This window comes from Marinobacter azerbaijanicus, from assembly GCF_030250645.1.
Lineage (GTDB): Bacteria > Pseudomonadota > Gammaproteobacteria > Pseudomonadales > Oleiphilaceae > Marinobacter > Marinobacter azerbaijanicus.
The window spans coordinates 270,926-295,956 of record NZ_JASSVS010000006.1 but is presented as its reverse complement, the minus strand read 5'-3'; the positions used below and the strand labels follow the sequence as shown (position 1 = coordinate 295,956).

At 56.5% G+C, this 25,031-nt stretch carries 25 protein-coding genes; 11 read left to right on the top strand and 14 right to left on the bottom strand.

Features of this window, described 5'->3' with window-relative positions:
- Positions 1-207: 207 nt before the first annotated feature.
- Together QPM17_RS13965 and QPM17_RS13960 are read left to right on the top strand one after the other, a co-directional pair.
- Positions 208-687: a sll1863 family stress response protein gene (locus QPM17_RS13965; RefSeq protein WP_285391412.1), complete on the top strand. Its 480-nt coding sequence runs from the start codon at positions 208-210 to the stop codon at positions 685-687.
- Between the two features lie 35 nt (positions 688-722).
- Complete coding sequence (locus QPM17_RS13960) at positions 723-1,616, top strand: DMT family transporter (protein ID WP_285391411.1); 894 nt, start codon at positions 723-725, stop codon at positions 1,614-1,616.
- Here the strand turns inward: QPM17_RS13960 and QPM17_RS13955 are convergent.
- The 8 genes from QPM17_RS13955 to QPM17_RS13920 form a co-directional block, all read right to left on the bottom strand.
- Complete coding sequence (locus tag QPM17_RS13955) at positions 1,613-2,350, bottom strand: maleate cis-trans isomerase family protein (protein ID WP_285391410.1); 738 nt, start codon at positions 2,348-2,350, stop codon at positions 1,613-1,615. The genes QPM17_RS13960 and QPM17_RS13955 overlap by 4 nt on opposite strands.
- A 94-nt stretch (positions 2,351-2,444) precedes the next feature.
- The gene (locus QPM17_RS13950) at positions 2,445-4,163 is read right to left on the bottom strand and encodes a bifunctional protein-serine/threonine kinase/phosphatase (RefSeq protein ID WP_285391409.1); all 1,719 of its coding nucleotides are present in this window, start codon (positions 4,161-4,163) and stop codon (positions 2,445-2,447) included.
- A gap of 65 nt (positions 4,164-4,228) precedes the next feature.
- Positions 4,229-5,071, bottom strand: coding sequence for a formate/nitrite transporter family protein (locus QPM17_RS13945; RefSeq protein ID WP_285391408.1), 843 nt, complete (start codon positions 5,069-5,071; stop codon positions 4,229-4,231).
- Between the two features lie 410 nt (positions 5,072-5,481).
- Complete coding sequence (locus tag QPM17_RS13940) at positions 5,482-7,365, bottom strand: N-acyl-D-amino-acid deacylase family protein (protein WP_285391407.1); 1,884 nt, start codon at positions 7,363-7,365, stop codon at positions 5,482-5,484.
- 7 nt (positions 7,366-7,372) lie between these two features.
- Positions 7,373-7,987, bottom strand: coding sequence for a TetR/AcrR family transcriptional regulator (locus tag QPM17_RS13935; RefSeq protein ID WP_285391406.1), 615 nt, complete (start codon positions 7,985-7,987; stop codon positions 7,373-7,375).
- 110 nt (positions 7,988-8,097) lie between these two features.
- Entirely contained in the window at positions 8,098-8,316 is a 219-nt protein-coding gene (locus tag QPM17_RS13930) for a zinc-ribbon domain-containing protein (protein ID WP_285391405.1), read from the bottom strand.
- Between the two features lie 86 nt (positions 8,317-8,402).
- A complete protein-coding gene (locus QPM17_RS13925) occupies positions 8,403-8,861 on the bottom strand; it encodes a DUF4112 domain-containing protein (protein WP_285391404.1) in 459 nt (152 codons plus the stop codon).
- A 13-nt stretch (positions 8,862-8,874) separates the two neighbouring features.
- Positions 8,875-9,582 (bottom strand): DUF3581 family protein, encoded by a 708-nt coding sequence (locus tag QPM17_RS13920; protein WP_285391403.1) that lies wholly within the window; start codon positions 9,580-9,582, stop codon positions 8,875-8,877.
- A 212-nt stretch (positions 9,583-9,794) separates the two neighbouring features.
- Here QPM17_RS13920 and QPM17_RS13915 point away from each other — a divergent pair, with 212 nt between their 5' ends.
- A complete protein-coding gene (locus QPM17_RS13915; protein WP_285391402.1) occupies positions 9,795-10,673 on the top strand; it encodes an alpha/beta fold hydrolase in 879 nt (292 codons plus the stop codon).
- Positions 10,674-10,682: 9 nt separating this feature from the next.
- Here QPM17_RS13915 and QPM17_RS13910 read toward each other — a convergent pair whose 3' ends face one another.
- Positions 10,683-14,369 carry a DUF1631 family protein gene (locus QPM17_RS13910; protein ID WP_285391401.1) on the bottom strand — a complete coding sequence of 1,229 codons (3,687 nt, stop codon included), beginning with the start codon at positions 14,367-14,369 and terminating at the stop codon, positions 10,683-10,685.
- A 311-nt stretch (positions 14,370-14,680) separates the two neighbouring features.
- Between QPM17_RS13910 and QPM17_RS13905 the strand changes: the two genes are divergently transcribed.
- The 3 genes from QPM17_RS13905 to QPM17_RS13895 all read left to right on the top strand — a co-directional run bounded on the left by QPM17_RS13905 (position 14,681) and on the right by QPM17_RS13895 (position 17,378).
- On the top strand, positions 14,681-15,466 hold the full coding sequence (locus tag QPM17_RS13905; protein ID WP_285391400.1) for a substrate-binding periplasmic protein: 786 nt from the start codon (positions 14,681-14,683) through the stop codon (positions 15,464-15,466).
- 109 nt (positions 15,467-15,575) lie between these two features.
- Positions 15,576-16,295: a MotA/TolQ/ExbB proton channel family protein gene (locus tag QPM17_RS13900; RefSeq protein ID WP_285391399.1), complete on the top strand. Its 720-nt coding sequence runs from the start codon at positions 15,576-15,578 to the stop codon at positions 16,293-16,295.
- A gap of 15 nt (positions 16,296-16,310) precedes the next feature.
- On the top strand, positions 16,311-17,378 hold the full coding sequence (locus QPM17_RS13895) for a peptidoglycan -binding protein (protein WP_285391398.1): 1,068 nt from the start codon (positions 16,311-16,313) through the stop codon (positions 17,376-17,378).
- A 5-nt stretch (positions 17,379-17,383) separates the two neighbouring features.
- Here QPM17_RS13895 and QPM17_RS13890 read toward each other — a convergent pair whose 3' ends face one another.
- Positions 17,384-18,049 carry an AbiTii domain-containing protein gene (locus QPM17_RS13890; protein WP_285391397.1) on the bottom strand — a complete coding sequence of 222 codons (666 nt, stop codon included), beginning with the start codon at positions 18,047-18,049 and terminating at the stop codon, positions 17,384-17,386.
- A gap of 238 nt (positions 18,050-18,287) precedes the next feature.
- Between QPM17_RS13890 and QPM17_RS13885 the strand changes: the two genes are divergently transcribed.
- Complete coding sequence (locus QPM17_RS13885) at positions 18,288-19,076, top strand: sulfite exporter TauE/SafE family protein (protein ID WP_285391396.1); 789 nt, start codon at positions 18,288-18,290, stop codon at positions 19,074-19,076.
- Here the strand turns inward: QPM17_RS13885 and QPM17_RS13880 are convergent.
- From QPM17_RS13880 to QPM17_RS13870, 3 genes are all read right to left on the bottom strand, one after another.
- On the bottom strand, positions 19,073-19,858 hold the full coding sequence (locus tag QPM17_RS13880; protein WP_285391394.1) for a ZIP family metal transporter: 786 nt from the start codon (positions 19,856-19,858) through the stop codon (positions 19,073-19,075). The two genes, QPM17_RS13885 and QPM17_RS13880, sit on opposite strands and share 4 nt — an antisense overlap.
- Positions 19,859-19,964: 106 nt before the next feature.
- Entirely contained in the window at positions 19,965-20,768 is an 804-nt protein-coding gene (locus QPM17_RS13875; RefSeq protein ID WP_285391393.1) for a DUF1338 domain-containing protein, read from the bottom strand.
- Complete coding sequence (locus QPM17_RS13870; RefSeq protein WP_285391392.1) at positions 20,755-21,951, bottom strand: arginine N-succinyltransferase; 1,197 nt, start codon at positions 21,949-21,951, stop codon at positions 20,755-20,757. The genes QPM17_RS13875 and QPM17_RS13870 overlap by 14 nt, the downstream gene beginning before the upstream one ends.
- Positions 21,952-22,016: 65 nt before the next feature.
- Between QPM17_RS13870 and QPM17_RS13865 the strand changes: the two genes are divergently transcribed.
- Positions 22,017-22,445: an Lrp/AsnC family transcriptional regulator gene (locus QPM17_RS13865; RefSeq protein ID WP_285391391.1), complete on the top strand. Its 429-nt coding sequence runs from the start codon at positions 22,017-22,019 to the stop codon at positions 22,443-22,445.
- A 22-nt stretch (positions 22,446-22,467) separates the two neighbouring features.
- Here the strand turns inward: QPM17_RS13865 and QPM17_RS13860 are convergent, their stop codons facing one another.
- Positions 22,468-22,752 carry a YebG family protein gene (locus tag QPM17_RS13860; protein WP_285391390.1) on the bottom strand — a complete coding sequence of 95 codons (285 nt, stop codon included), beginning with the start codon at positions 22,750-22,752 and terminating at the stop codon, positions 22,468-22,470.
- A gap of 203 nt (positions 22,753-22,955) precedes the next feature.
- On the opposite strand from QPM17_RS13860, the gene QPM17_RS13855 reads away from it, so the two are divergent.
- Genes QPM17_RS13855 through QPM17_RS13845 form a run of 3 tightly spaced genes read left to right on the top strand, consistent with a single transcriptional unit; the run spans position 22,956 to position 24,994 of the window.
- Positions 22,956-23,564, top strand: a complete 609-nt coding sequence (locus QPM17_RS13855; protein ID WP_285391468.1) for a LemA family protein — start codon at positions 22,956-22,958, stop codon at positions 23,562-23,564.
- A gap of 8 nt (positions 23,565-23,572) precedes the next feature.
- Positions 23,573-24,307, top strand: a complete 735-nt coding sequence (locus tag QPM17_RS13850) for a TPM domain-containing protein (RefSeq protein WP_422732769.1) — start codon at positions 23,573-23,575, stop codon at positions 24,305-24,307.
- Between the two features lie 60 nt (positions 24,308-24,367).
- Positions 24,368-24,994, top strand: coding sequence for a TPM domain-containing protein (locus QPM17_RS13845; protein WP_285391387.1), 627 nt, complete (start codon positions 24,368-24,370; stop codon positions 24,992-24,994).
- Positions 24,995-25,031 lie beyond the last annotated feature (37 nt).

The window sequence follows — 25,031 nt, the reverse complement described above, 5'->3', positions numbered from 1 at the left end:
CTTCGTGTTTAAACGTGGCACATGCATCGTAACGGCACAAATAGTGGCAGTGTAGAAGCGCCAGGCCGGTAAGTATTAAATACCTCAAGGGACTGTTTTACCGAAATATTTCCTTGTATTGTCGATTGATTAAGCTTTGCTAAGGTGCAGGCAGTCCCGGTAAAGACTGCTATTGTTTACTCAATAATTTCGAGGGGGTAAATCATAATGTATATGAAACAGTTCGGTTATTGTCTGGTGCTTGCTTTTGCGTTTGGTGTCTCCGGTTCTCTACATGCGGAACCATCAGATGATTCGTCAGTTGAGTCCCTCAAGAAGGAAACCCGGGAGCTTGGCCAGGCCCTGAAAGAGTTTGGGGCGGACCAGAAAGAAGAAGCGGAAGCCTCCATTGAAAGTACGCTTTCGGCGCTGGACAAGCGGATTGAAACACTTCAGCAGGAACTGGATCAGAACTGGAACGACATGAGTGACAAGGCCCGCGAGCGGTCGCAGAAGAGCCTGGAGTCTCTACGGGAACAGCGAGAGCGCGTCCAGAGCTGGTATGATGACCTCCAGGCCAGTTCCTCATCTGCCTGGGAGCGTACCAAGAAGGGGTTCTCGAATGCCTATGAGGCACTGTCCGAGCAGTGGAATGAAACAGAACGCAAACTGACAGAAGAATCGGATACAGAAAAAGACAGTATCTGATCCGCGCCCACTCACGTCTACCCTACGGTTGCCGTATGCCCCCGATCTTCTATTCGTTTTTTGTGCCCGCTCTGTTCGTATGGTTGTGGAGCACAGGCTTCATCGGTGCCAAATACGGCTTGCCGTTTGCCGAGCCTTTTACACTCCTGCTGATACGCATGCTGTTCACGCTGGCCTTGCTCAGTGTGCTTGCATGGTTCATGAAAACCCGCTGGCCCGGCTGGCGTGGGGCGGGGCATCTGGCAGTAACCGGACTGCTGGTTCATGGCTGTTATCTGGGTGGTGTGTATTACGCCATTCAGGGTGGCATGCCTTCGGGGATTATATCGCTTATCGTGGGCCTGCAGCCGCTGGTGACTTCGGCAGTGGCTATTGTGGTGCTCAAGGAAAGTGTCTCGTCCCGGCAATGGCTGGGGCTGGCCCTGGGCATGGTAGGGGTGACCCTGGTGTTGCTGGAGAAGTTCGGTGGCGGCACATCCACAACGGCATTCCCATTGTGGACGCTGGCCTGGGCGGCGCTCTCGCTGGGTGGCATTTCCCTGGGTACCGTGTACCAGAAGCGTAATGGTACCCAGGCGGATCTTGTCGCCGGCACTTTCATTCAGTACAGCGCAGCGGCCACGTTTTTTGCGGTCGGCGCTTTTCTCTTCGAGACCCGAGAGGTGGAATGGGCCCAGCCGCTGATATGGTCGATGGTCTGGCTGGTTTTCGGGGTCTCCATCGGCGCCATTCTGCTGCTGATGTGGCTGATCCGCCGTGGTGCGGCTTCACAGGTGGCGAGTCTGTTCTACCTGGTGCCTCCGGTCACAGCACTGGAAGCTTACTGGCTCTTCGACGAAACGCTGGGCGTGCTTGCGATGGTCGGCGGCGCCATTTCGATTACCGGCGTTGCTCTGGTGGTAACCCAGCGCAAACAGACGGGACACTAGCTCCAGGGATCTACCCGGAAGAGTGTGCCAAGGCCCTGCTGGGGCGTGAGTTTGCCGCACAGTCTGAGCCCCTCCCAGAAGCTGACCTGGTTGGCCGTCAGCACCGGCTTGCCGGCTGCCACTTCAAGGTCCTCCAGCCAGGCTGCGGAGTGTAGTGCGGTGTCCGGCACCAGCAGGGCATCGGCGTCTGGATGGTTATTGTCCGTTGCAAACCTCATTACCGCCTCTCGCTCCAGCGTGCCCACTTCTGCGGCGGTGACAATGCCATGGCTGGTCATGTGTACGACTTCGATATCAAAATGCTCCAGAAACGCGGTGAACAGCAGAGCGACATTCTCCGGGTAGGTGGCCGCGATGGCGACACGCTTTGCGTTGATCGCGGCAATCGCTCGCGCAAACCCCATGGCAGTGGTGGACGCGGGTATGTGAAGCAGGTTTTCCAGTGTTTCGATCTGTTCCCGGATGCCGTCCATGCCGCGAACGAAACTGGCGCTGGTGGACGTCCAGAGAACGGCTTCCAGGTCTGTGTTCTCAAGATGCCGGGCGCCTTCACTGAGGCGTTGCGGGCTTCCCATCTCCCTGAGTGCCTCTACAGTGTGGGCATCTTTGTTGAATTCCGTATGAACGACCGTCACCTCTGCTGCCGGTGTGATCATCTTCGCCAGCCGCGGATAGTCATCTTCGGCGGCGTGACCGGGATAGAGGAAGCCCATTCGGGCGGTTGTGTTGGTCATTGCGCCTCACCCATGTTGAACCATTTCAGCGTTGAACAGTGTAACGCGGTTTCGCCCCGCCTGCTTGGAGCGATAAAGTGGCATACGGAGCGGTTTATTTGGCAAGCAGATAGACCACCACACAGGCCAGCAGGGCAGAGACACCTTGCCAGAAAGCGACAGGGTTGCGTTCCAGCAGTGGCGGGCGGGTTTTGTTGAGGAAGCTCTGATTGGGGTGGCGCAAATCGAAGGTGAACTCGGAGAGTTCCTGGTAACGTTTGTCGGGGTTCGGATGCACCGCCTTTTTAATGGTTTCGTCAACCCAGGCAGGGATTTCCCGGTCGTCGTCCAGAACCGAAGCGTAGGTGAGTCTGCGCATGGCAGAGGCGGTATGTGATTTGGCGACCTGGGTGCCGTAGGGAAACTTGCCCGAAAGCATGTGGTAGGTAAGCACACCCAGTGAGTAGATGTCCGAGCAGGTAGTGCCGGTCTCGCCCATGAAGTATTCCGGGGCCATGTACAGGGCCGTACCCGGTATTTCATTCGGTTCCAGGGTGGCGGATTCGACGATTCCGGCCACTCGTGCGGATCCGAAATCGATGATTTTCACCGTGCCGTTGGTATCGATCATGATATTGTCGGGCCGGATGTCCTGGTGCAGGATCTCCATGCGGTGCAACGCATTCAGGCCCCGGGCAATCTGGACCACGATGTCGCGCACGGTTTCCAGGTCTGGCCGGGGGTTGTCGATAAGCCATTGTTTCAGGGTCTGGCCCTGGATGTACTCGGACACGGTGTAGAGGTAATTGCGTCGTCTGTCCTGCAGCCCGGCTTTGAGCACATGGGCACTGTTTACTCTCCGGGCAATCCACTCCTCCATCAGGAACCGCTCCAGGTAGCCGGGATCTCCCCTCAGGTCGATGGATGGTGTCTTCAGAATAACCTGGGTGCCGGTTTCGGCATCCAGCGCGAGGTACACATGGCTGCGGCTGGTCGCGTGTATTTCCCGCAGAATGGTGTAGCCGTCGAAAGTTTGCCTGGCTTCCAGAATGGGTGGAAACGGCAGGTCTTCCACCTGTCTCTGTAGCTCTGCGGATTTCTGCTCCGGCAGTTGGTCAACACGTACAATCTGTACGCTGAGGTTATCGTCACTGCCATTTTCGTAGGCGGCGTTGACGATAGATCTGGCGGCACCGTCCAGATCGGTCGTGTGCTGGCTGATGTTACTGATCAGCTGCTGCGCGCTGGCGTGTTCATAAACGCCGTCCGTCGCCAGGATGAATATGTCGTCCTCTCTCAGCGCCAGGGACTGGTAGTCAATCTCAAGCAGTGAATCTGCCCCGAGGGCCCGGCTTAGGTAGCTCTCCTGCTGGGATAGCCAAAGCCGGTGATCGTTGGTGAGTTGTTCCAGGGCACCATTGCGCAGCCGGTATATCCGCGTGTCACCCACATGAAACAGGTATGCCATGGAGGACTTGATTACCAGGGCGCTCAGGGTACACACATACCCCCTGTCTTTTTCATATCGGTAGGGGCTGTTGCGGGTCTGGGCGTGAAGCCAGGAATTGGTGGCAGTAAGCACCCGTTCGGCAGATTTGCGAACGGACCAGGCATCCGAGGTGCAGAAGTAGTCGTCCAGAAAGCTTTTTACCGCGGTTTCACTGGCAATCTGGCTGACGTCGCTACTGCTGATGCCATCGGCCATGGCAAAGGCGATGCCCTTCATTCCCAGGCGTGGCTCCGCAGGCATGGTGCAGCCATGGAAGTCCTGGTTGGAGGGTTTCCGGCCCTTGTCAGAGTATTGTCCGCAAGAAACTTTCAGGCGTTTGCTCATAGTGAACGACAGAAAACCGGCGCTATTGTCATTCTTGAGAGCGCCGGGTCTTCCATCCTGGTCAGTTATGCCGGTACACGGTCAGCGCTGGCGCGCTTGGAGAAGTTACGCTTGGCACCGGTGCGGATGTGGGTGGTGTAGAGGGTCAGGCCGGTAAAGGCGAGGCCGCCAACAAGGTTGCCCAGCACCGTGGGGATTTCGTTCCAGATCAGGTAGTCCATCACCGAGAAACCGCCCCCAACGATGATGCCGAAGGGGAACAGGAACATGTTCACCACCGAGTGCTCAAAGCCCATGAAGAAGAACAGCATGATGGGCATCCACATCGCCAGTACCTTGCCGCCAACGTTGGTGGAAATCATTGCGCCCACCACGCCCATGGAAACCATCCAGTTGCACAGCATGCCGCGGATGAAAATGGTGATCCAGCCGGCTGCGCCATACTCCGCATAGCCAAGGGTGCGGGCTTCACCGACGCCGGCAATTTTTTCTGCGACAGCGCCAGGTTCAACATTGAACCCGTAGGTGAAAATAAAGGCCATCATGAAGGCGACGGTCAGTGCACCAGCGAAGTTGCCGACAAAAACCAGGCCCCAGTTTCTCAGGATGGTATTGGTGGAAACCCCGGGTCGCTTGTCCAGCAGGGCAAGGGGGGTGAGCATGAACACACCGGTGAGCAGGTCAAACCCCATGAGGTACAGCATGCAGAACCCGACCGGGAAGAGCACGGAACCCAGCAGGAAACTGCCGGTTTCCACCGCCACGGTAACAGCAAATACAGCCGCCAGGGCGAGAATGGCGCCGGCCATGAAGGCGCGAATCAGCGTGTCGCGGGTGGACATGTGGACTTTGGATTCACCGGCGTCCACCATTTTGGTGACGAATTCTGATGGAACTAGATAGGACATCCTCTATTACCTCATTTTACGATGGAATTTTCCGGGCACAAAAAAACGGCGCGCACACGAAAGCCTGAAAGTCAGGTTTGTGGGGACGCCGTTGCCCGGGTAGTGTTCGATGTTCTGGGCCAGCAGTGGCCCGACAATCGCTGGTTAATGTCACCTTTAATAATGCAATACCCGTGCCCGAATGTCGGTTGACGAGATAAGTCTTTTAATATCAGTTGGGTAACGAGTTTTTTGTGATGAGTTGGAGGGCATTTTCGGATGAGGGGGTGAGCCTGCCAGGTCGCATGCGGTTCAATTTGGTGCGTGGGTCAGGGCGGTGCCCTGAAATTGACCCTGACACTAAGTATGGGCGGCTTCGAGGTGTTCAGCCGCCTGGTTTCAGTCATCCTGGTGTGTTAATGGTTTTGCGGCTAAAAGGTGGTTTCCAGTACAGTCCCCATTTTCTTCTGGCCCAGAGATTCGTGGAAATCCGTTCCCTGCCAGGCCGGATGGCCGGCAATCATCACCAGGGGCACCACGCCATCGGTGCGGTTAACCAGTTGCTCGTGCCGGAACTCCTCCCGGTACTGCCGCTTAACAGTTTTGTTATGGTCCATGCGGCGCAGCGCGGACGGGTCCACCAGGATCAGGTCGGCCTGATCACCCACCTCGATGCTGCCCCCCCTGACTCCAAAGACCCGTGCAGGGTCGCGGGTGAGTCGGCGGACCATGTAGGCCACGTCCATATCGCCGCCGTCCGACGCCAGTTTCAGTGCCCGCAGGTTGCCGTCGTAAAAGGCCATGTTGGTAAGATGTGCGCCGCTGTCATTGAAGCCCGGCAATAGCTGGCGGTCCATCAGCAGGTTGCGCACTACGCGCTCGTCCCGGTTGGCGGAAACCGTGTACCAGCTCAGGTCGCGGTCGAAGGCTCGCAGCATGGCCAGCACGAAATCGCCTTCATCCTTCACCTGGGCGAAGTAGTCGTTCAGCACGGCCTGTTCCTCATCGCTGCACTCGAGGGGCTTGCCCGCATTGGCCGCTCTGACCCTGGCGAACACATCGGCGAAGGTTTTGCCTTCCCAGTCCTTCAGGGGGCAGACGTCGATGGTCATGTCTTCGAGGGTACGGTTGAAGGCGTAATCCTCGAGCCGAACCAGGCGTTTCAGGCGTTTGAGACCGAAACCGGTCTTTCCGCTCATCCACATGGCCTTGAACTGCCTGATGTAGTCCGGGTCATTGAGGATTTTGAGCCTGCCCTCGCGATCTTCCAGTTCAGTTTCATTGAGAATACGCAGCTCTTCGATTTCTTCTGAAAGCGGCGTTACCGCGCCATCGGACCACACCTTGAACGGTGCCGCCAGGGCCTGGAGGTGGAAGTCACCTTTCAACAGGCGGGAGTTGAGGGCCCGCGCCAACAGCCGGGCCAGCCGTACGATCTTGCGATTGCTGTGCACATCCAGCGCCGCCACAACCGTGGTTTTCAGAGGCTTGCCATGGAGGCGGCCGCAACTGAGCAGGAATGTCTTGATGGTGCCAATGGTGCTGTCTTTAGGCGGTGTGGCCTGCCAGACACCTCCCTTGCGCCGGACCACGTCTGTCAGCCGCTTGATCTCCGGGTATTTCGCAAACTGGGTGGGTATGGTCTTGCGGGTGTTGGGCTGGTTGGCCAGGTAATGGAAGGGCAGCGCATCGGTGGAGAAACCCGCATAGCCTTCGTTCAGCGCCTGCTCCAGCAGTGACTCCATGGCCTGGAGCTCGTCTTCCGTTGGATCCCGGGAGATGCTGGCATCAAACCCCATTACCTCAATGCGCAGCATGGAGTGGGGCACAAGGGTAACCAGATTGGGGCCAAGGCTGAGCTTGTTGAGGTGCCGGATATATTCCTTCGGATTGTGCCAGTCTACCCGGTCGGCCGTTGCCCGCAGTACATCCTTGGGAATGTTTTCCACCCGGGCGTAGCAATCCACAATCGGGTCGGTACCGTCTTTGCGCTGGGAGCCAAAAGCCAGCCCAAGGCTGCAGTTGGCAATCACCACCGTGGTGGTGCCGTGGCGTACGGACTCCGGCAGGCCGGGAGCAACTTCCAGTTCCAGGTCGTAATGGGTGTGAATATCAAACAACCCCGGCATGGCCCATCGATCACTGCCGTCAATCACGTTCCGGGCGTTTTTAGTGTCGAGGTTGGCTCCCCGTGCGGCTATCTTGCCATCGGCAACGGCGATATCCTCATATACCGGCAGTTCGCCGCTGCCGTCGAAGACTTTGGCGCCCTGGATGAGGTAATCCCAGGCAGTGTCAGTGGTTGTGTCGCTCATGAATGTCTCACCTGTTGTTATTCTGGTTTTCAAAGTAAGCCGCCAGTATTTGCGTACCCCTTTCAATCAGATCGTCCCGATGAACGTCCTGGTGCCCCTGGAATACATGTCGGTGAACCATGCCTTCGGCCATAGAGAAGAGGCAGAACGCGGTGGTTTCCACTTCGTCCCACACGTAGCGGGCGACAAAAGCGCGTACCCGTTCCATCAGGACTGTCTCACCCTCATTCATCAGGGCGTCCAGTTCGGAATCCACCCTTCGTCGGTATTCCAGGGCTTCGTGAAGGCCTGATTCCTGTTGGTGAAAGTCGTAAACGAAACCGAGGGCCTGGCGAAACACGTCGCGTATGCTGATGTCGTCATCGCGGACTGTTCCAAGTCGGGCTTCTGGCACCCGAATGTGTTCATGCAGTTCTTCAAACCGCTGACGGGTCACCTCCCGCAGGGCGTCATCCTTGTTGTGGAAATACTGATAGAAGGTGCCGGTGGCAACACCGGCCCGCTCGGCGATGGACTTCGCAGTCGTGGCCTCGAAGCCTTTGGTGGAAAACTCGTTGAACGCAGCGGCCAGCAGTGCATTGCGCTTGCGGATCGCCCGTTGTTGTCTGGGTGCTGGTTTCATCGTGGGTTCCCATTCATGCCGTCAAGAGTAGACAAATATCAAACTTGACGTCAAGTTCAGGTTTTCCATGAGCCCCCTCATGGTAAGGGGGCTAGTGCCAGAGGATCTGGCTAGGGACTTATCTCGGTGGTGTCCCCAGCCGGATTGGCGGGATCGTCTTTCACGATGATGAATATGGCCCCGATGACAATCACAAGGGCTCCGATCAGTACTGCCGTAGCACCCAGAATCATCTTGAATTTGGAGGTCTGAAGGCTGCCGCACTCCGGACACTTTTTACTGCGCGGGGGAATGTCCGTTCCGCAGTTGGAGCAGATGTTCTTTGCCATGGTGATTGTCCCTTGAATTGGTGAATGTGTCTGTTTCAAGGTTAAGCCTTGATGAGCGCGGGGCACAAATCCGGAGTGATCCCGGGTCAGAGTGCGAACACAACAATCAGGGCCGTCACTGCCGAAAGAACGGCAATGATGGTGAGGAACTGTTTCCACGGAAAGGCGGGTGTGGGCTTCACATCAAGCTCGGTTTCGAGGTAGTCACGGAGAAGTTGGGCATTGCGGGCGTTGGCCTTCCAGGCAAAATCGAAGGCATCTCCGACAACGGGTATAAGGCCACCAACAAAGTCGATCAGCATATTCCTGACCATCTGGACTTTGACACGACTACTGGCGCCGGCCCGTTGTGCTTCCAGAAGCACATAACCGGACATGATCAGGCCGGCGAAATCACCAAGCACGGGAACGAGGCCGATGAGGGGCTCGAAGCCGATCCGAAAGCGGGTGAAAGGTATGCCAATGGCATTGTCGGCCATTCGGCTGAACCGGTCGAGGCGGGCCAGTGCCGCCTGTTTCTCCTCGCGGCTTGCCGGTTTTGCCATAAAAACCTTTCCATTAATCCCAGGATTTATTCTTGAGCCGGTAGAACTCCTCAACGACCGCGTCCATTGCCTCTGCGTCGTACTCCCGAAGGCCACTGACAACCAGCTTCTTGGACACTTCGCCCGCTGTCTTGCCGCCTGATATCAGCCGGTAGTCCAGCGAAACGTTGCCTCGCTTTCCATCCGGCTTCAACTCTGCGTTATGAAGTTCCAGATCAGGGTGGGGGGCATCAAGGGTATCCAGTGTCAGGCTCATGCTTTGATACATGATCATGGGCCGGTCAGGATTGAACATCACGCCTTCGTTTTCCATCAGCGGTTTCAGAGTATGAGGAAAGTTCTTCCCGGAAGCTGCAACGTAGCAGCGGGTGAAGTTCTCGATGACTGTCTTATCATGGGTGCACTCACCACTGCGTTCAACTTCAATGTACACCTTGCCCTTGTTGTCGTAGACACGAATCAGGCCATCGTCGTCCTTACGAAACTCAAGGGGGACATTCTCTCCAAGCAGACTACGGAAGTGGAATGTCATGTGACGGGACAGGCCGAAGTGTGATACCAGCAGGGCAAACAGCAGGTCTCCGGGCACACAGAAACGCCGTGCATCGGGGTTGTGAATCGGGTTGAAATCCCCCGCCACTTCCTTGGCAAATCGGCTGGCCTGGGTCGCACTGATCAGCACGTGTCCGTCCTGGATTGAATGGTAGCGTTCGAGAAACATGCGGTGCCTTTTCGTTATCGCAAATATGGATGGTTACGATAGTGGCCTTAAAAGCGCTCTGCAGCAAGACGCAACGAAACCAATGTCTAAGATGAAACGGAAAAAAACAGGTATTCTGACCTTATGGCCGGGCTGCTTTCAATTCGATCGTTGGTGGTAATTGGCTACACTAGGCCCACATATTCACGAAGCGCGAATCACGGAGCCGGATGATGGACTTTGGCGCTGAATTCAAAACCGAATGCATCAGCACCTCAGGTGCCGATATCCACCTTACCCACGGGGGCAAGGGGCCGCCTCTGCTTCTTCTGCACGGTTATCCCCAGACCCACGTGATGTGGCACCGGGTGGCGCCTGAACTGGCCCGGGATTTTTACGTGGTTTGCCCCGACCTGAGGGGGTACGGAGACAGCTCAAAGCCACCATCCGATGCCAGCCATGGCCCCTACTCCAAACGTGCAATGGCTCTTGACATGGTGAAGGTGATGGCGACCCTTGGCTATCAGCAATTTGCCGTGGCAGGTCATGACCGGGGCGCCCGTGTGGCCCATCGCATGGCTCTTGATCATCCGGAGCAGGTGTCCCGTGCCTGTGTGATGGATATTGCACCCACCCTGCACATGTTCAGACACACCGACCAGAACTTCGCGACCGGTTACTACCACTGGTTCTTTCTGATTCAGCCCGATGGTTTGCCCGAGCACATGATCGGCGCTGACCCGGATTACTTTCTAAGGGAAAAGCTCAATCGCTGGAGCGGGCCGGATGCCCGCTTTGATCCCGATGCAGTTGAGGAGTATCTGCGCTGCTTTCGTGATCCGCAGGTGATTCATGCCTCCTGCGAAGACTATCGCGCTGCGGCTGGCATTGATCTTGACCATGATGAGCATGACCGTGATCGCAGGGTAGAGTGCCCGATGCTGGTGTTGTGGGGCAGTCAGGGATTTGTTAACCGCACCTACGATGTCATGTCGGTATGGCAAGCCTACGCCCACAGGGTTGAGGGCAGAATGCTGGACTGTGGGCATTTTCTGCCTGAGGAGGCTCCAGCGGAGGTAGCCACAGAGTTGCGGCGTTTCTGCAGGGATTAAAAGGAGGTGTCATTCCCTGGCAGCAGCCATCAGGCTGTCCAGGCGCCGGGGTTTGGCAATGCAGAACCCCTGACCATAGTCTACCTGGATCTCCCTGAGAAGCTCCAGGGTTTCCATGTCTTCCACGTATTCGGCAATGGCTTTTATGTCGAGAAAGTGACACAGCTCGGTGATCGATCTTACCAGAGCGTAGTTGGTCAGGTTGGTTGCCATATCGCGGACGAAAACGCCGTCCACCTTCACATAATCAACCGGCAGTTTCTGCAGGTAGGCATACGAAGACAGACCTGTGCCAAAATCGTCGAGCGCGAAACGGCAACGCAGGCGCTTCATCTCGTTCATGAAATCCGCGGCGTAATGAAGATTTGAAACCGCAGACGTTTCCGTGACTTCAAAGCACAGTTTTTCTGTCAGGTCGGTGTGTTGCTTCAGCTTGGATTCAAGACTCAGGAGGAAGGCATCATCGCTCAGGGATGCGCCGGACAGATTGATGTTGAGGGTGTGTATCCCTGCAACCGTGTCGGGATTGCGGTCCATCCAGCCCAATGTCTCGTTGACGACCCAGAGGTCGACCCTTGAGCTACGTCGGAACTGTTCCGCTGCCTCAATGTAGCCCAGGGGCGATATTTCCTGGCCAGATGAGTTTTGCAGCCCCAGTAAAAGCTCGTACATATCCCCTTCGTTGCTTCCAGAGAGGGGGATGATTTTCTGTGCGCGCAGGTAAAGGCTGCCTTCCCGGATACTCCGGTCTATCTCGGGTACCCATTGTGGCCCAGTGGTGGTTCCCCTGTCCTGGATTCTGGCCAGCTCCACGCTGTTTCCTCCGCGGCGCTTGGCTATCTTCAGCGCCAGGTTTGCCTGGTTAAGCAGCTCGCCGGCAGTCAGGCTCGTGTCTTCGAACGGGCAGACACTTCCGCTCAGGGTGGCAGAGAATTCGGCGTTGCCGATGGTGTGGGGCTTTTCTCTGAAGGCGGCGCGTAGCCGTTCCGAGAAGTCCAGGCCTTCTTCAGCGGGCATATTGTTGGCGAGAATCGCAAATTCGTTGCCACCTAGCCGGCCGAGATGACAATCGCCTGTATGAAAGCTGCCATGGTCCTGGAGCAATTGGGCGAAATACCTCAGCAGAGCATCACCGGTCTTTGTCCCGTAGGTAGCATTAATGATGTTGAATTCGTCGATGTCGAACACCATCAGCGCATGACTTTCGGGCGGGTCACCAATGCCGGCCAGGGCCTGCACCAGCTGTTTCTCGAAATCGTGGCGGTGAAGGCAGCCCGTCAGTGCATCGTGTGTGGCTTCAAAATTCAGTTGCTTGTAGACCCCCTGAACAATGTCGAACAGGCTTTGGTCAACAAAGGGAACCTCGCCCTGGCCGACAAGCCAAGCTTCACCTCTGGCAAGTTTGCTAACGAATTCTGAATAATTGTAACTGACTTCACTGAGTCCCTGGGGCGAGAGGAAAACAAACCGGAAAACATCCTGGCCTCCCCATACCAGGCGCATGCGGCGCTTTTCACCGGTATCCAGGACAATTTCCACCCAATCACCCACCTCGATTTCCTGCGCGCGCCTTGTCCAGCGGGTATCCTCCAGTTCCGGGCGAACGTCTTCCCCTGCCTCCTCAGCGTCAAGTGGATAGGAATTCAGCACTTTGGACTCAATGGCTTCATGTTGCTGAAGCTCGCTGATCAGTCGTGCCATAACGGCGCGAACCGGCGAGACATCGCCAATGGTTCGTAGCTCCCGGTCAATGAGCTGTAATAGCGCCTTGCTCTCCAGTTCTCTTTCAAAGGCGAGATCCTGGCTCGCCTCGTCTCCTGAAAGCCAGAGCCGGATCTGTTCCACGATATTGATAAAGCTTGTGGCCGTCTGACTGTCCGGGCCTTCACGCAGCACCGCCAGCACAATTAACTGTTCCCAACCGGCGTCCAGCAATTCAAGCACTACCTCTGGAACCGGTCTGCCGGCTAAAAGCATGTTCAGTCGCCGTTGAACGCCAAGCCGGGTCTGGCGCAAGCGCTCCTTGCCTTCCAGGGTTTTGGCAATGCGCTCTGAATTTCTCTGGAACGATTGTTCCTGGCGCTCCACCAGGCCTCGCAGCCTTGTGCCAATGGAGTGATAAAGGGCTTCATCCCGTTCATCTGCCTGAACAAGCTCATCGATGATACCAGTGACGGTTTTTTCCAGGTGGCGGCTTGAACTCCGTTCTGCCAGGCATAGCCGCATGAGGTCATTTATGATGGTGCGGGCCGGATGGTTGTCCTGGTCGAGGAATTCCGACGTTTCCAGCAGGACCTCAAAAACCGGCAGTCGCAGCTGCTCAAGCTGTTCCCGCAATGTCTCATTTAAACCGTATTCCTGCTCCAGCGGTTCGAAAAGACGATCAACAAGCGTTACTTTCTCCCAGGTGCCCTGATCCAGGGTTTGCTCCAGCTCCGGATTCGACGAAGCCAGGGCTCGCATGGCCGCTTCCATGCTGGGGCTTTGTTTGCCCAGGGTTTCACGCAGGCCGGCACGGTGAGGACGCAGCTCGGCCACCAGGCGGGGATTGGAGCTAGGCCAGGGTTCCCGCCTGCTGCCACCATCCTGTTGCAGGCTCATCAGTCGCAGGATTGACCGGCCCGGCGCCTTGGTGGGGGCATGCTCTGGCTCGTGATAGGACGCCGAGTCGCTCGGTGAAACTGGCTGTGTGGGTTTCAGGGGGAGCTTTGACTCCCTGGCTGCCCAATTGGATGGCATGTCGGTCAGGTCGATGGCACGCAGCCCACCCGCGGACAGGTCTCGGTTCAGCGCCTTGGCGGCTTTCGGCCATATGTCAGTCAGCACACCTTCGAAGGCCTGATACAACACTCGGCGGTGAGGGCGGGCTATACCCAGCCGGTCAATGGTGAACTGCAGGCAGGTACAGAGCGCCATTGGTGACAGCGGGTCAATGTGATCATTGATGTCGACATGGAAAAGCTGGTTCAACAGCTGGTTGAGTACGAACAGTGTGTTGGTATGGTTGCTGGCGAGAGAGGATGCCACCATCTGTAGTTCCAGCCAGTCTTCAAACACATGCTGTTCTACGACCCGTAACTCGCCCTGGCTTTCAACGGCCGGTTCAGGGTTAAGCTGATGCTCAAATGCCCGAAACTGCAGTGTGAAATCCCGGCATATCTGTTCCTGTCGGCTGCTGAAAATGAAACGCATGTCTTTTAGACGGGTTATCTCGCGGACCTCTGCTGCCTTGTCCAGTTCGTCATTAATATTGGCACAGGCCTGCGCAATAAATTCAGCAACCAGAGTATTCAGCAGGCGATGGGTGTGCTTGTGGTACAGCGCCCGCAAAGGAGGCAGGATGCCCGGGGCCTCGTTTCTGCCCCGAATCTCCGCGAGGGCATTTTGAAGCTCCTCCATGTCGGTCTTTGAGGGGGCGCAGGTCAGGCGCAGGGTGACGTTGTCACACCATTGGGCGTGGCCGGTCAGCCGGATGGGGGCATTGCTATCACCAAACAGGAAAAGCTCGGCGCAAGTGTTGTTGGATAGGGTCAGGTGATTACCTGTGGCTGTTGACGTCAGGTGTGTCAGGGTGAAGGCGACGCCCTCAGCAGTGCTGGCTGTTGCGGTAACAAAACAGGCGCAGGGGGTAAACCCGCGCACAACAATAAGAGCGCGATGATGGAAACCGGTGTTTGTTGTAGAACTATCTGCCATTGACGGCTTCCCTGTGTCAGCGAGCTTTTGGGATCCCTGAACCTGTGTTCATAGTTTACATGTTAATGCTCATTACGATAGACCAGGTGTCGATAAAAATCATCGACGCCGCTGACAATTGTCAACTTGATGGGGCTGGTGCTCGGGCATGGGTTTTGATGCACGTCATTCTCTGAAACAAAGATACGTTTTGTCACTGACATTTTGCATCGGAACCGCAATGATGGTCGTATTGGCATAATTGCTCAAAGCTATTAGCCTAAAGTTCCAGAAAGGGTTTTGAAACGACCCATTGCTACGAGGATACAAGAATGCCAGCCATCCCAGGCCCCGGAGTTCCAACCCCCCTGACAGTTATCAGACGTGCGGCCCACGCCCTGTTGTTGCTGGCGATGGTGCCGGCGGCTTTTGCTGACGAAAAGCTGTACATCTATACCGAGAATTACCCTCCCTACAATGCTTCAACCACTGGCCAGGGTTTTGCCCATAACGCTGAGGATATATCAGGTATCTGTGCGGATATGGTCAAGGAGATGATGGCGAGGGTGAACTACGAGTACGTCATGAAAATGCGTGACTGGAGCCTTGCCTATGACCGGGTTCAGGGCCGCGCGAACCATGCGCTGTTCTGCACTGCGCGGACCGATGAACGGGAAGATGAATTCCAGTGGGTAGGGCCGCTGGCGCCCATCAAATGGACACTTTTCGCAGCGCCGGACTCTGATATCGAACTCAGTTCCCTCGAAGAGGCGAAACAGTACCAGATTGCCGGCTACAAGGGTGATGTGATGTCGGACTACCTGGTGAGTGAGGGGTTTGATGTGATCATGGGTGTGTCCGGTGAACAGAATCCACGCAGGCTGACACTGGGCCAGGCGGATCTCTGGGTGACGGATGGACTTGTGGGCCCACTGGTGGCCGAAGAGGAGCACGGTATTACCGGTTTGAGGCCGGTTCTGGTTTTCCGGGAAACACCGATGTACCTGGCCGTGAGCACCGAGACCGACCCCGGGATTGTGCAAGACCTGCAGCGGGGGCTGGATGAGGCCCGTGGTAGTGGAGCGTTGGACAGTATTGTCAGCCGCTATCAGCCCTGAGGTTAACGGGGTAACAAATCCTTAACCAATCAGAATGGGGTTAAGTACAGCAGGCGCCCGGGGCTTGTGCTAGCTTTTAACGTGTTTCCCGATAAAACCGGTGGCGTTAATGAGTAATCCCAAGCATACCCTTTTCTGGATGACGCTGTTCCTGGCAGTGGTCGTGGTGGTTTGTGCCCTGATCTACAAACCACTTCAGACCGCGTTTATGGCGAACTGGGTATTCAACCTGCTGATCGTCTGTGTGCTTCTGATCGGCATCGCCATCACCTATCGACAGGTGTTTGTGCTGTTCCCGGAACTGCGCTGGATTGCGCAGTTCCGTACCGGCCATGCCGGGCTTTCAGTGTTGCAGGAGCCTCGGTTGCTGAAGCCGCTGGCTCGCCAGCTTGACGACGATTCCAAAAGAGACCGCTTCTCCCTGTCCGCCATGTCATTGCGCACCGTTCTGGATGCCATTCACAGCCGCATGGACGAGCAGCGTGAAATCACCCGCTATTTCATTAGTCTGCTGATTTTTCTGGGCCTTCTGGGCACCTTCTGGGGACTGCTGGGTACTATCAATTCTGTGGGCGAGGTGATCGTTAACCTCGATATGGGTCAGGAAGATTTCGGCGAGGTGTTCGCAGGGCTCCAGTCAGGGCTTCTGAAGCCGCTGGAAGGCATGGGCACTGCGTTCAGTTCATCATTGCTGGGTCTTGGTGGCTCGCTGGTTCTCGGCTTTCTTGATATCCAGGCAGGACATGCCCAGAACCGTTTTTACGATGGTCTGGAGGAATGGCTGACTGGTGTAACCAACCTGGTGGATCGGGTTGACGATGCGCCGTAATCAAAGGCCGGCGACATGATTGGCTCCAGACGTCGCACCCGCAGCACCATCAACGTCTGGCCCGGGTACGTGGATGCCCTGTCGGCATTGTTGATGCTGATCATCTTCATGCTGCTGATTTATGTGGTCAGCCAGCTCTATCTGTCACAAACACTGTCAGATCGGGATTCAGAGCTGGCCAGGCTGAACAGCCGGCTTGAGGAAATTTCCCGGCTGCTGGGGCTGGAGCGGGAACAGACAGCCGCACTGGAAGAGGAAATGGCTGCCGTCCAGAGCAGCTACAGTGAAAGTCTTGCCCTGAACGACGAGCTTCGCGAGGAACTTGAGGAGGAGAGAGCACAACGGTTGGCGCAGCAGTACAACGCGGAGGCTCAGGCCATGCGGGTTGAGGATCTGCGGCAGGCGGTAACCAGCGCCGAGGCCGAACTGGAAGACGAACAGCAACTGACCGCCTCCCAGCGCGCCATCATTCAACAACTGTCGAACCAGATTGCAGCCCTGCAGGATCAGTTGAGCCACATCACCGCTGCATTGCGATTGCAGGAAGACCTGACTGCAGAGAAACAGGCCGAACTGGAAGAGGTCGGTAAACGCCTGAACACACTGCTGGCCGAGCGGGTCAATGAACTGGAACGTTACCAGTCCGAGTTCTTCGGGCGGTTACGGGAGATTCTTCAGGATAACGAGAATATCCGAATCGTTGGAGACCGTTTCCTTTTGCCCTCCGAGCTGCTTTTTGCGTCTGGCTCAGCCAGCCTGGGGCAGGAAGGTCAGCGGGAACTGGACAAACTGGCGAACGTCCTTCTGGATGTTGCATCCGCCATCCCGGACGATATTGACTGGATTCTGCGTATTGATGGCCATACCGACCGCATTCCGATCAATACCGAAGAGTTTCCTTCGAACTGGGAGCTGTCCACCGCCAGGGCGGTGGCAGTGGTCCGTTACCTCGCGTCCCAGGGCGTGCCCCAGGACCGCATGGTGGCCGCCGGATTCGGTGAATTCTTTCCGGTGGACGAAGGCAGTTCCGCTGAAGCATTGCAACGGAACCGCCGTATCGAGATCAAGCTGACTGATCGCTGAGCGGTTCAGCCCGCCCGTCCAAAGACACGCTCAAAGAAGCCTGCCTCTCGCACATCCGGGACCGGCAGGTCGCTGTTGCTTTCCAGAGCCTGTCGCCAGAAGCGTTCGGGGTCATCCAGGTGCGCCGCCTTCTTGCGTTCTGTGTCGCTGTAAGAGTTGTGATCGCCGCCGATGCCCACTTCCATCAGTTCCTGGCACCAGAGGTACATTGCACAGCGGATAACCCGGAGCAGTTTGCAATAGCTGTCCCTGCTGATGGTAATTGCCAGCTCTGCGCTGAGGTTGATTCGGGACTGCAGTGTGGCCATTTCCTCTTTGTCGAATACAATGCGGTTGCCGGTGCCTTTTTTGCAGTTGAGACAGGTTTTCTCCAGTGATTTGATGCCCTCCAGCATATCCCGGTGCCCGAAGTCCTGCTTCTGACTCTCGTCGACCGGGGCTGGAATCCAGCCATACTGGGGCGATCGGGCAACAATATGGCCGGGCACGTCACGTCGGTAAGGGGGCAGTTCAGAAGGGTTGCTGTAGCCGTCGAATTCCGTTCGCATCCAGGCAGCCATGGTTCGTTGACGGAGCATCATGGCCAGGGTGATGGCTGAGGGCATGATTTCCTCAAGTAGCTCGCCGCTGTCCTGAAGCCGCTCGTCCAGATGTTCAACCGCTGCTGACATAGTTATTCTCCCTTTTACCACAGGCAGGGGAAGGACTGAGCACCCCTTCCTGGTTGTTGTTTTTGTAATAGCTCCGGGCAGCAAAGAATCCGACCCGTTGGTTAAAAATTAGGCGCTATCGGGCGTTTCTTCCGTTGTAGAAAAGTACCCCTTTGTTACTGGAAGTAATGGGGGATGGGCGGGTATCCTCTTACGCCTTTGTATTCGCGAACTTACCTGCCGGAAACTGAGAGTCACTATGTCTGAGCTGGCGTTGTACCAGTATTTTCTGATTGGCCTGATCTTCGTCTGGAGCGGCTTTGTTCGTTCCGGGCTCGGGTTTGGCGGGGCGGTGCTGTCGTTACCATTTCTGCTGCTGGTACTGGATGAACCGCTGGTGTTCCTGCCCATCATCGCCGTCCACCTTCTGGTGTTCTCGTCCCTCACCATCTGGATGAACAACCGCAAATCTTCCAGAACGGATGACCAGGGGCAAATGGTTGCGGGCACAGTGGACTGGCGCTACCTCTGGCGGATTCTGGCGATCATGATCGTGCCCAAACTGATCGGCGTGTTCGGGCTTATTACACTCCCGTCGAATGTCATGAGCACGATCATTTTTGTCATTGTGTCCCTTTACTCTGTCTCTTACATTCTTGACCGTCCCTTTCGCAGTGGCAGCCGTGCAGTGGACACGGTTTTCCTGATGATTGGCGGGTATATCAGTGGTACATCACTGATAGGAGCTCCCCTGATCATTGCCGTGGCTGCCCAGCATCTGCCAAAGGAAAGATTGCGGGATACCCTGTTCGCGCTCTGGTTCATTCTGGTGGTCATCAAGATGGCGGCCTTTATCTGGGTCGGGGTCGACCTGCAGCTGATTCACCATCTGTGGCTGCTACCCTGTGCTGCCGTGGGCCACGTTATTGGCCTTTATGTCCATGACCGGATGCTGAAGGCTGAGACGCCGGTGTTTTTTCGTGTCCTCGGCGTGGTGCTATTGATTGTCAGCACTATCGGCATGGTAAAGGTTCTGTTTCCCGGTTAGCCCAGCGAGGCGTCCAGAAACATCATCACGACAAAGCCGCCCAGCAGGGAGAAGGTGGCCAGAGTCTTGAATTGTCCGCGGTGGGTTTCCGGAATGATTTCATCGCTGATAATGAACAGCATGGCACCGGCCGCAAAGCCGAGGGTCCAGGGCATTAGGGGTTCGGCAAGCCACACCATGGCACTCCCGAAAAGACCGCCAATGGGTTCCAGGAGCCCCGTCAGCACGGCGATGACAAAGGATTTTAACCGCGAGTGCTCAATGGCCAGCAGCGATACCGCCACTGCCAGGCCTTCCGGAATATTCTGGAGCCCGATACCAATCGCCAGAGCGGTGCCATTGCCGATGTCGCCGCCGGCAAAACCCACACCTACGGCCATGCCCTCGGGGAAATTGTGCAGGGCGATTGCAATGATAAATAGCCAGATTCGACGGATGCGGGCACTGTCCGGCCCTTCGCGGCCCAGGGTGAAGTGTTCATGTGGTAACCGCTGGTGAATGCTGAAAAGCAGCCCTGCCCCCATCAGGAGGCCGGCAATCACCATCAGGGCAGCACTCCAGGTTTCCCCTGTGAGGTCTTCGCCATATTCAAGGCCGGGGAGCAGTAGCGAAAAGAACGACGCGGCCAGCATGACGCCCGCGGCCGCGCTGAGCATACCGTCCTGCAACTGCGGCGTGAGCTTTCTCACCAGAAAGACACCCAGCGCACCAACGCCGGTGCCCAGGCCTGCCAACAGGCTGGCTGTCGCTCCGAGCAGGACCACGTTGGCTTCTTCCAGCATTGGCCTCCTTTAACGTCCAGATTTCGTCTGAAGGGGGTGTTACGACGAAATTAAGCGTTAATCATGTGAATGACACGTTTTCTGTCTAGGCGCAGATATTTGAATACTAGCAGCTATCGGTGCTTTCAAAGATCTTGTCCGCCGAGGCGGCGACAAATCCGCTGTAAAGCTGGCCGTCGGGTTTCGGGTAACGGAGCGCAAATTCATAGAAGCAGCTGGGGATGGCCACTGTCTGATCGGAGAACTGCACGTCGGCCCGGTCTGCCATGGTGGAAGACTGCTCCAGCAGCTCTTCCGGCGACCCCTTGATTTCACCGCCGGAGCTGTTCACCCGGTAACCATTGTCCTTCAGAACCTGGTTGATCTCCGCTACTGTCCTGAAGCGACTGAGGGCGTTGACGCTCACTGTAAAGTGGTTGGCCCTGAAGCCCCAGGCAGCCACCCAGGCCGCGTACTCGCTCTCTTCCAGCAGGGTCTGATAGGTGGGGTAGTCGATATCCCAGTGGCGGCCGGAATACAGGAAATTGTCGGCCGTAACGGCGGCCGGATCCATCTGGCTTATCAGCTGATGAATGATGGCCTGCACCGGCTCGGAACATTGTTCTACCAGCAGCTCGGAAATAAATACCTTGGGGGCGGAAGGGTCCGGGTGTTCGTAATGCCTGGCGAACAGCTTCTTGGCTTCAAAATGATAGTCGCCCCCCTCCTGGTAACCCAGCGCCAGGAAGTGCGCTGCCAGCTTGTCCAGGTTGACCTTCTCAAGATTGAAGGTGCGCAGGGCAATGTGGTCGTTCACAATCTCGCCGCCCTGGGTGTCGTCCAGCAACCGATGGATATCCTCTGCGGAGGGGGTCACTTCACAATAGTTGTCCCAAAGGCGACTGAACAATGTGTCTCTATCGGTGTGCATGGATAGCCTCCTTCTGTTGCCGGAGTGGTATGGCCGCCGGTTGCCTGGCCGCGTTTGCGGGTGCCAGTTCCATAAAGCGGGCCTGTCCATCGTTACGCAGATAGAGCGCATTTGCCAGTTCTGCCGGTATCTGCAGCAGATTGCGGGCGGGCAGGTACCTGGCGGCCGTGGTGACGGTGGCGCGAAAATCTGCGGTTTCCGTGTTGGTGATGGCGAGCGTCCGGCCCTTGCCACCGTGGTTCCACGTTTCGAGCGCCGGTTGAACATCATCAACAATCTGAATGTGGCATCCGGTGGAGGCTGACACAGAACGGATATCAGACAGTCTTGCTTCAACAGTGGGGCCGCCATCGAACAGGTCAATGTATCCGTTATGGCGGAAGCCTTCGGCCTCAAGCATGGTCAGGGCAGGGCGGGTATTGTCATGCACCTGTCCGATAACCGCACGGGCACTTTCATCCATCAGGTGCGTATAGAGCGGGTGTCGGGGCATCAGATCCGCAATAAAGCCGTTGTCGCCGGTACCTACCATGCGTGTCACCGTGTCGAACTCGAGATCTACGAAATGTGCCCGCAGCCAGTTCCAGAACGGGGATTGCCCGCGCTCATCCGAAACGCCGCGCATTTCCGCAATGACTGTCTGTGCAAAACGCTCAGGATGCTGTGCCATGAACAGGAAGCGAACACGGGAAAGCAGTTTGCCCGCCTGCGCCCTGCGAAACTTCGGTCGCAGGAACAGTGTGCAGATTTCACTGCAGCCGGTGTAGTGGTTGCACATGTTCAGGGTTTCCATTCGCCGGAGCAGGTTCAGTTCCGGCGAATGGTGGACAACCTGGCTACGATGATAATGGTAAAGCGGACGCCGGACGCCTACCGAGGCTTCAATACCGGTCGTTCCCATGACCTCTCCGGTTTCCGGGTCTTCCAGAATAAACAGATAGCTTTCGTCGCCGGGTGTGTTCAGGTTGCGACCGAAGCTTTCGATGGAACGATGGATCTTCTTGATCAGAAAATCGCGGTCATCGACCAGTGAGGTAAAACCCGGCCCGGATTCAACAGCGATCTGCTGCAGCGCGGCAAGGTCTGTCATGGCAACCGGGCGAATAATCATCACTGCGTCCTCATCAGCTGGCCGCCTGATGGCGGGGAGTGGCAGTGTCAGTATGATGAGATGGAATGTCATTTTGTAGCGTCAAAAATAAAAGAATGATAGTTTGATCTATCAATTTGATCAGAGCATTTATCAATATGATCAGCAGGCAGGACCAGAAGCTGCTTTTGCAGCTTCGACAGAATGCTCGCTGCAGCATCTCGGATCTGGCCAGGGCTCTGGACATCTCCCGGTCGACGGTTCAGAACCGTATTGCAAAGCTGGAGGCGAGCGGCGTTATTCGCGGCTATTCCGTTGAGCTCGGGGAGGAATATTCCGCCGGGCAGGTGGAGGCCCATGTGTCGATCAAGGTTTTCCAGAAACTGACGGCGCGAACAAACACTGCGCTGGAGCAGATCAGCCAGGTTTCGCAGTTGTATTCGGTAAGCGGTGAGTATGACCTGATTGCCATTGTTCAGGCGCAGTCGCTGGAAGAGCTCAGTGCAGTCCTGGACCAGATAGGTAATCTGGAAGGGGTGGAGCGGACCAACTCAGCGGTGGTGCTGGAAACACGGTTCCGCCGCTGAGTGGCCAGGGGGCTGGCAGGTGTCAGTTGGAATCCGGGCGTGCCTGCTCGTTCAACAGGGAAGGTTTCTTGAGTGCCTTGCCGAACAGGTCTTTCTCTTCAGCAATCGCCAATGCAGCCTTTTCAGCCATGGCTTCATCCATTCCTTCCACCCGCGCCTGGAGGAACTGGGTAATTTCCTCGGCCAGTTCCAGTACCTTGTCCCGGGCGTCGGCTTCGGCTTTGGACGAGAAAAGCATGGTGTCGGGGTGTTTCAGTGCCATCTCCAGTCCATCCCTCTCCGAGTAATACAGCGCTTGTACGGCCATGATGTTCTCCAGTGTGTTCCCGCACGTTTTCGTGTCTGGTGGGGTTCGTTGAGTCGGAGCGAGTATATCGAAGAGGTCTGTATATGTATACAGTAGTTGCGGTGACGGCTACTGGCAGATGCATAGGGCGAAGTATGTTAGTGTCACTGGATTCACGCAACTGCCCCCGTTCTTCATCAAGGAACCGATAAGCTATGCAAAACATGAATGCGGCCATGCCAGGCCGAATCGTATTCCAGTTGGCGGCCATGTCGCTGCTGGCCCTTTTACTGACCGGATGTGGCATCAACAATATCCCTACTTATGATGAGCAGGTGAAGTCGGCCTGGTCGCAGGTGGAAAACCAGTATCAGCGGCGGGCAGACCTGGTCCCGAATCTGGTCGAAACCGTCAAGGGTTTTGCCAAGCAGGAACAGGAGACCCTTACGTCAGTCATTGAGGCCAGGTCAAAGGCCACATCCATCCAGGTGGATGAGAGCATTCTCAATAACCCTGAAAAACTCCAGCAGTTCCAGCAGGCCCAGGGTGAGCTCAGCAGCGCACTGAGCCGTTTGATGGCAGTGTCCGAAAGATATCCAGACCTGAAGTCGAACCAGAACTTTCTGGCGCTCCAGTCCCAACTGGAAGGCACCGAAAACCGTATTGCCGTGGCCAGGCGTGACTTTATCCAGGCAGTCGAGCGCTACAACACCGAGATCCGCACTTTCCCGGGTCGTCTGTGGCACAGCTTCCTGTACAGCGACATGGAGCTGCGGGCCAACTTTGAAGCCACCTCCCCGGATGCGGAAGACGCACCTCAGGTGGAATTCTGATGCCTGTCATGTTGCACCGGATAATTGTATTGGTGGCCTTTGGCCTGCTATTCCAGGCCTCTGCCTTGGCCCAGTCTACTCCTGACTTTCCTGAGCTGACGGGGCGTGTAGTGGACCAGGCCGACATGCTTCCGCAAAAGGTTGAAGCCGACCTGACCGAGATGCTTGAGGCCCATGAGCAATCCACGACCGAGCAGGTAGTGGTGGTGACTCTTCCGGACCTCCAGGGCTATGCCATCGAGGATTATGGCTATCAACTGGGCAGGCACTGGGGTATTGGCCAGGAAGGCGAGGATAACGGCGCCCTGCTGATTGTTGCGGAGGATGAACGACGGATCCGTATCGAGGTGGGCTACGGGCTGGAAGGCCGCCTTACTGACGCCAACTCCTCCACTATTATCAACCAGATCATTACCCCGGCATTCCGGCAGGGTGATTTTGCCACCGGTATTGCCAACGGCGCCGCTGCCATGGTTCAGGTGCTTGGTGGAGAGCCCCTGGCAGTGCCGGAGTCCCGGGGTACCCGGGCCGAAGAAGGCAAGCCCCACCCGGCGCTGGGCATCCTGTTTTTCATCATTGTCTTGCTGGCGTTTTTCGGGAGCGGCCGACGCGGGCGTAGTGCCATACTGGCAGGTGCTCTTCTTGGAGGGCTTGGCGGAGGTCGTGGCGGCGGCTTCGGCGGTGGTGGCTTCGGTGGCGGAGGCGGCGGCTTCGGCGGCGGCGGAGCCTCTGGTGGCTGGTAGCGCTGTGTTATCGCAGAGCGCAAAACATGGAACTCCTGATTCAGCAAACTCGGAACAAACATGACGCTATTAACAGACAAGGAACAACAGCAGGTGGCTTCGGCCATCTCAGACGTTGAGCGGGAAACCGACGCAGAACTGGTGACCGTCCTGGCTGACGCCTCCGACAGTTACTCCTATATCCCGTTGCTCTGGGCGGGGATCTTCGCATTACTGGTCCCCGGCGCCATCAATTACTTTACCGGCTCCCTGAGTGCCGACTGGTTGTTGGTTGTCCAGTGGGCGACCTTCATCGTGCTTTGCCTGCTGTTCCAGTTTCCGGGCGTGGGACACCATCTGATCCCGAAGCCTGTCCGTTTCTGGAGAGCTTCCAATATGGCCCGGAGGCAGTTCCTGGAGCAGAATCTTCATCATACCGAGGGCGGTGTAGGCATGCTGATATTCGTATCGGAAGCCGAGCACTATGTGGAAATCCTGGTAGACGAGGGAATCGCCTCAAAGGTTGGCGATGAGGTATGGGAAGGCATTGTCAAAACCTTTACCGACCGGGTGCGCAGCGGCGATACCCTGAAAGGTTTTCTGGAATGCATCGAAAGCTGCGGCGAACACCTCCGTGAACAGGTGCCTGTCACCCATGAGAAAAATGAATTGCCTAACCACCTGGTGTTAATACCAAAACGATCTTAACGCCGGCTCCGCGCCTGCCGATAAACGTGGGCAGGTT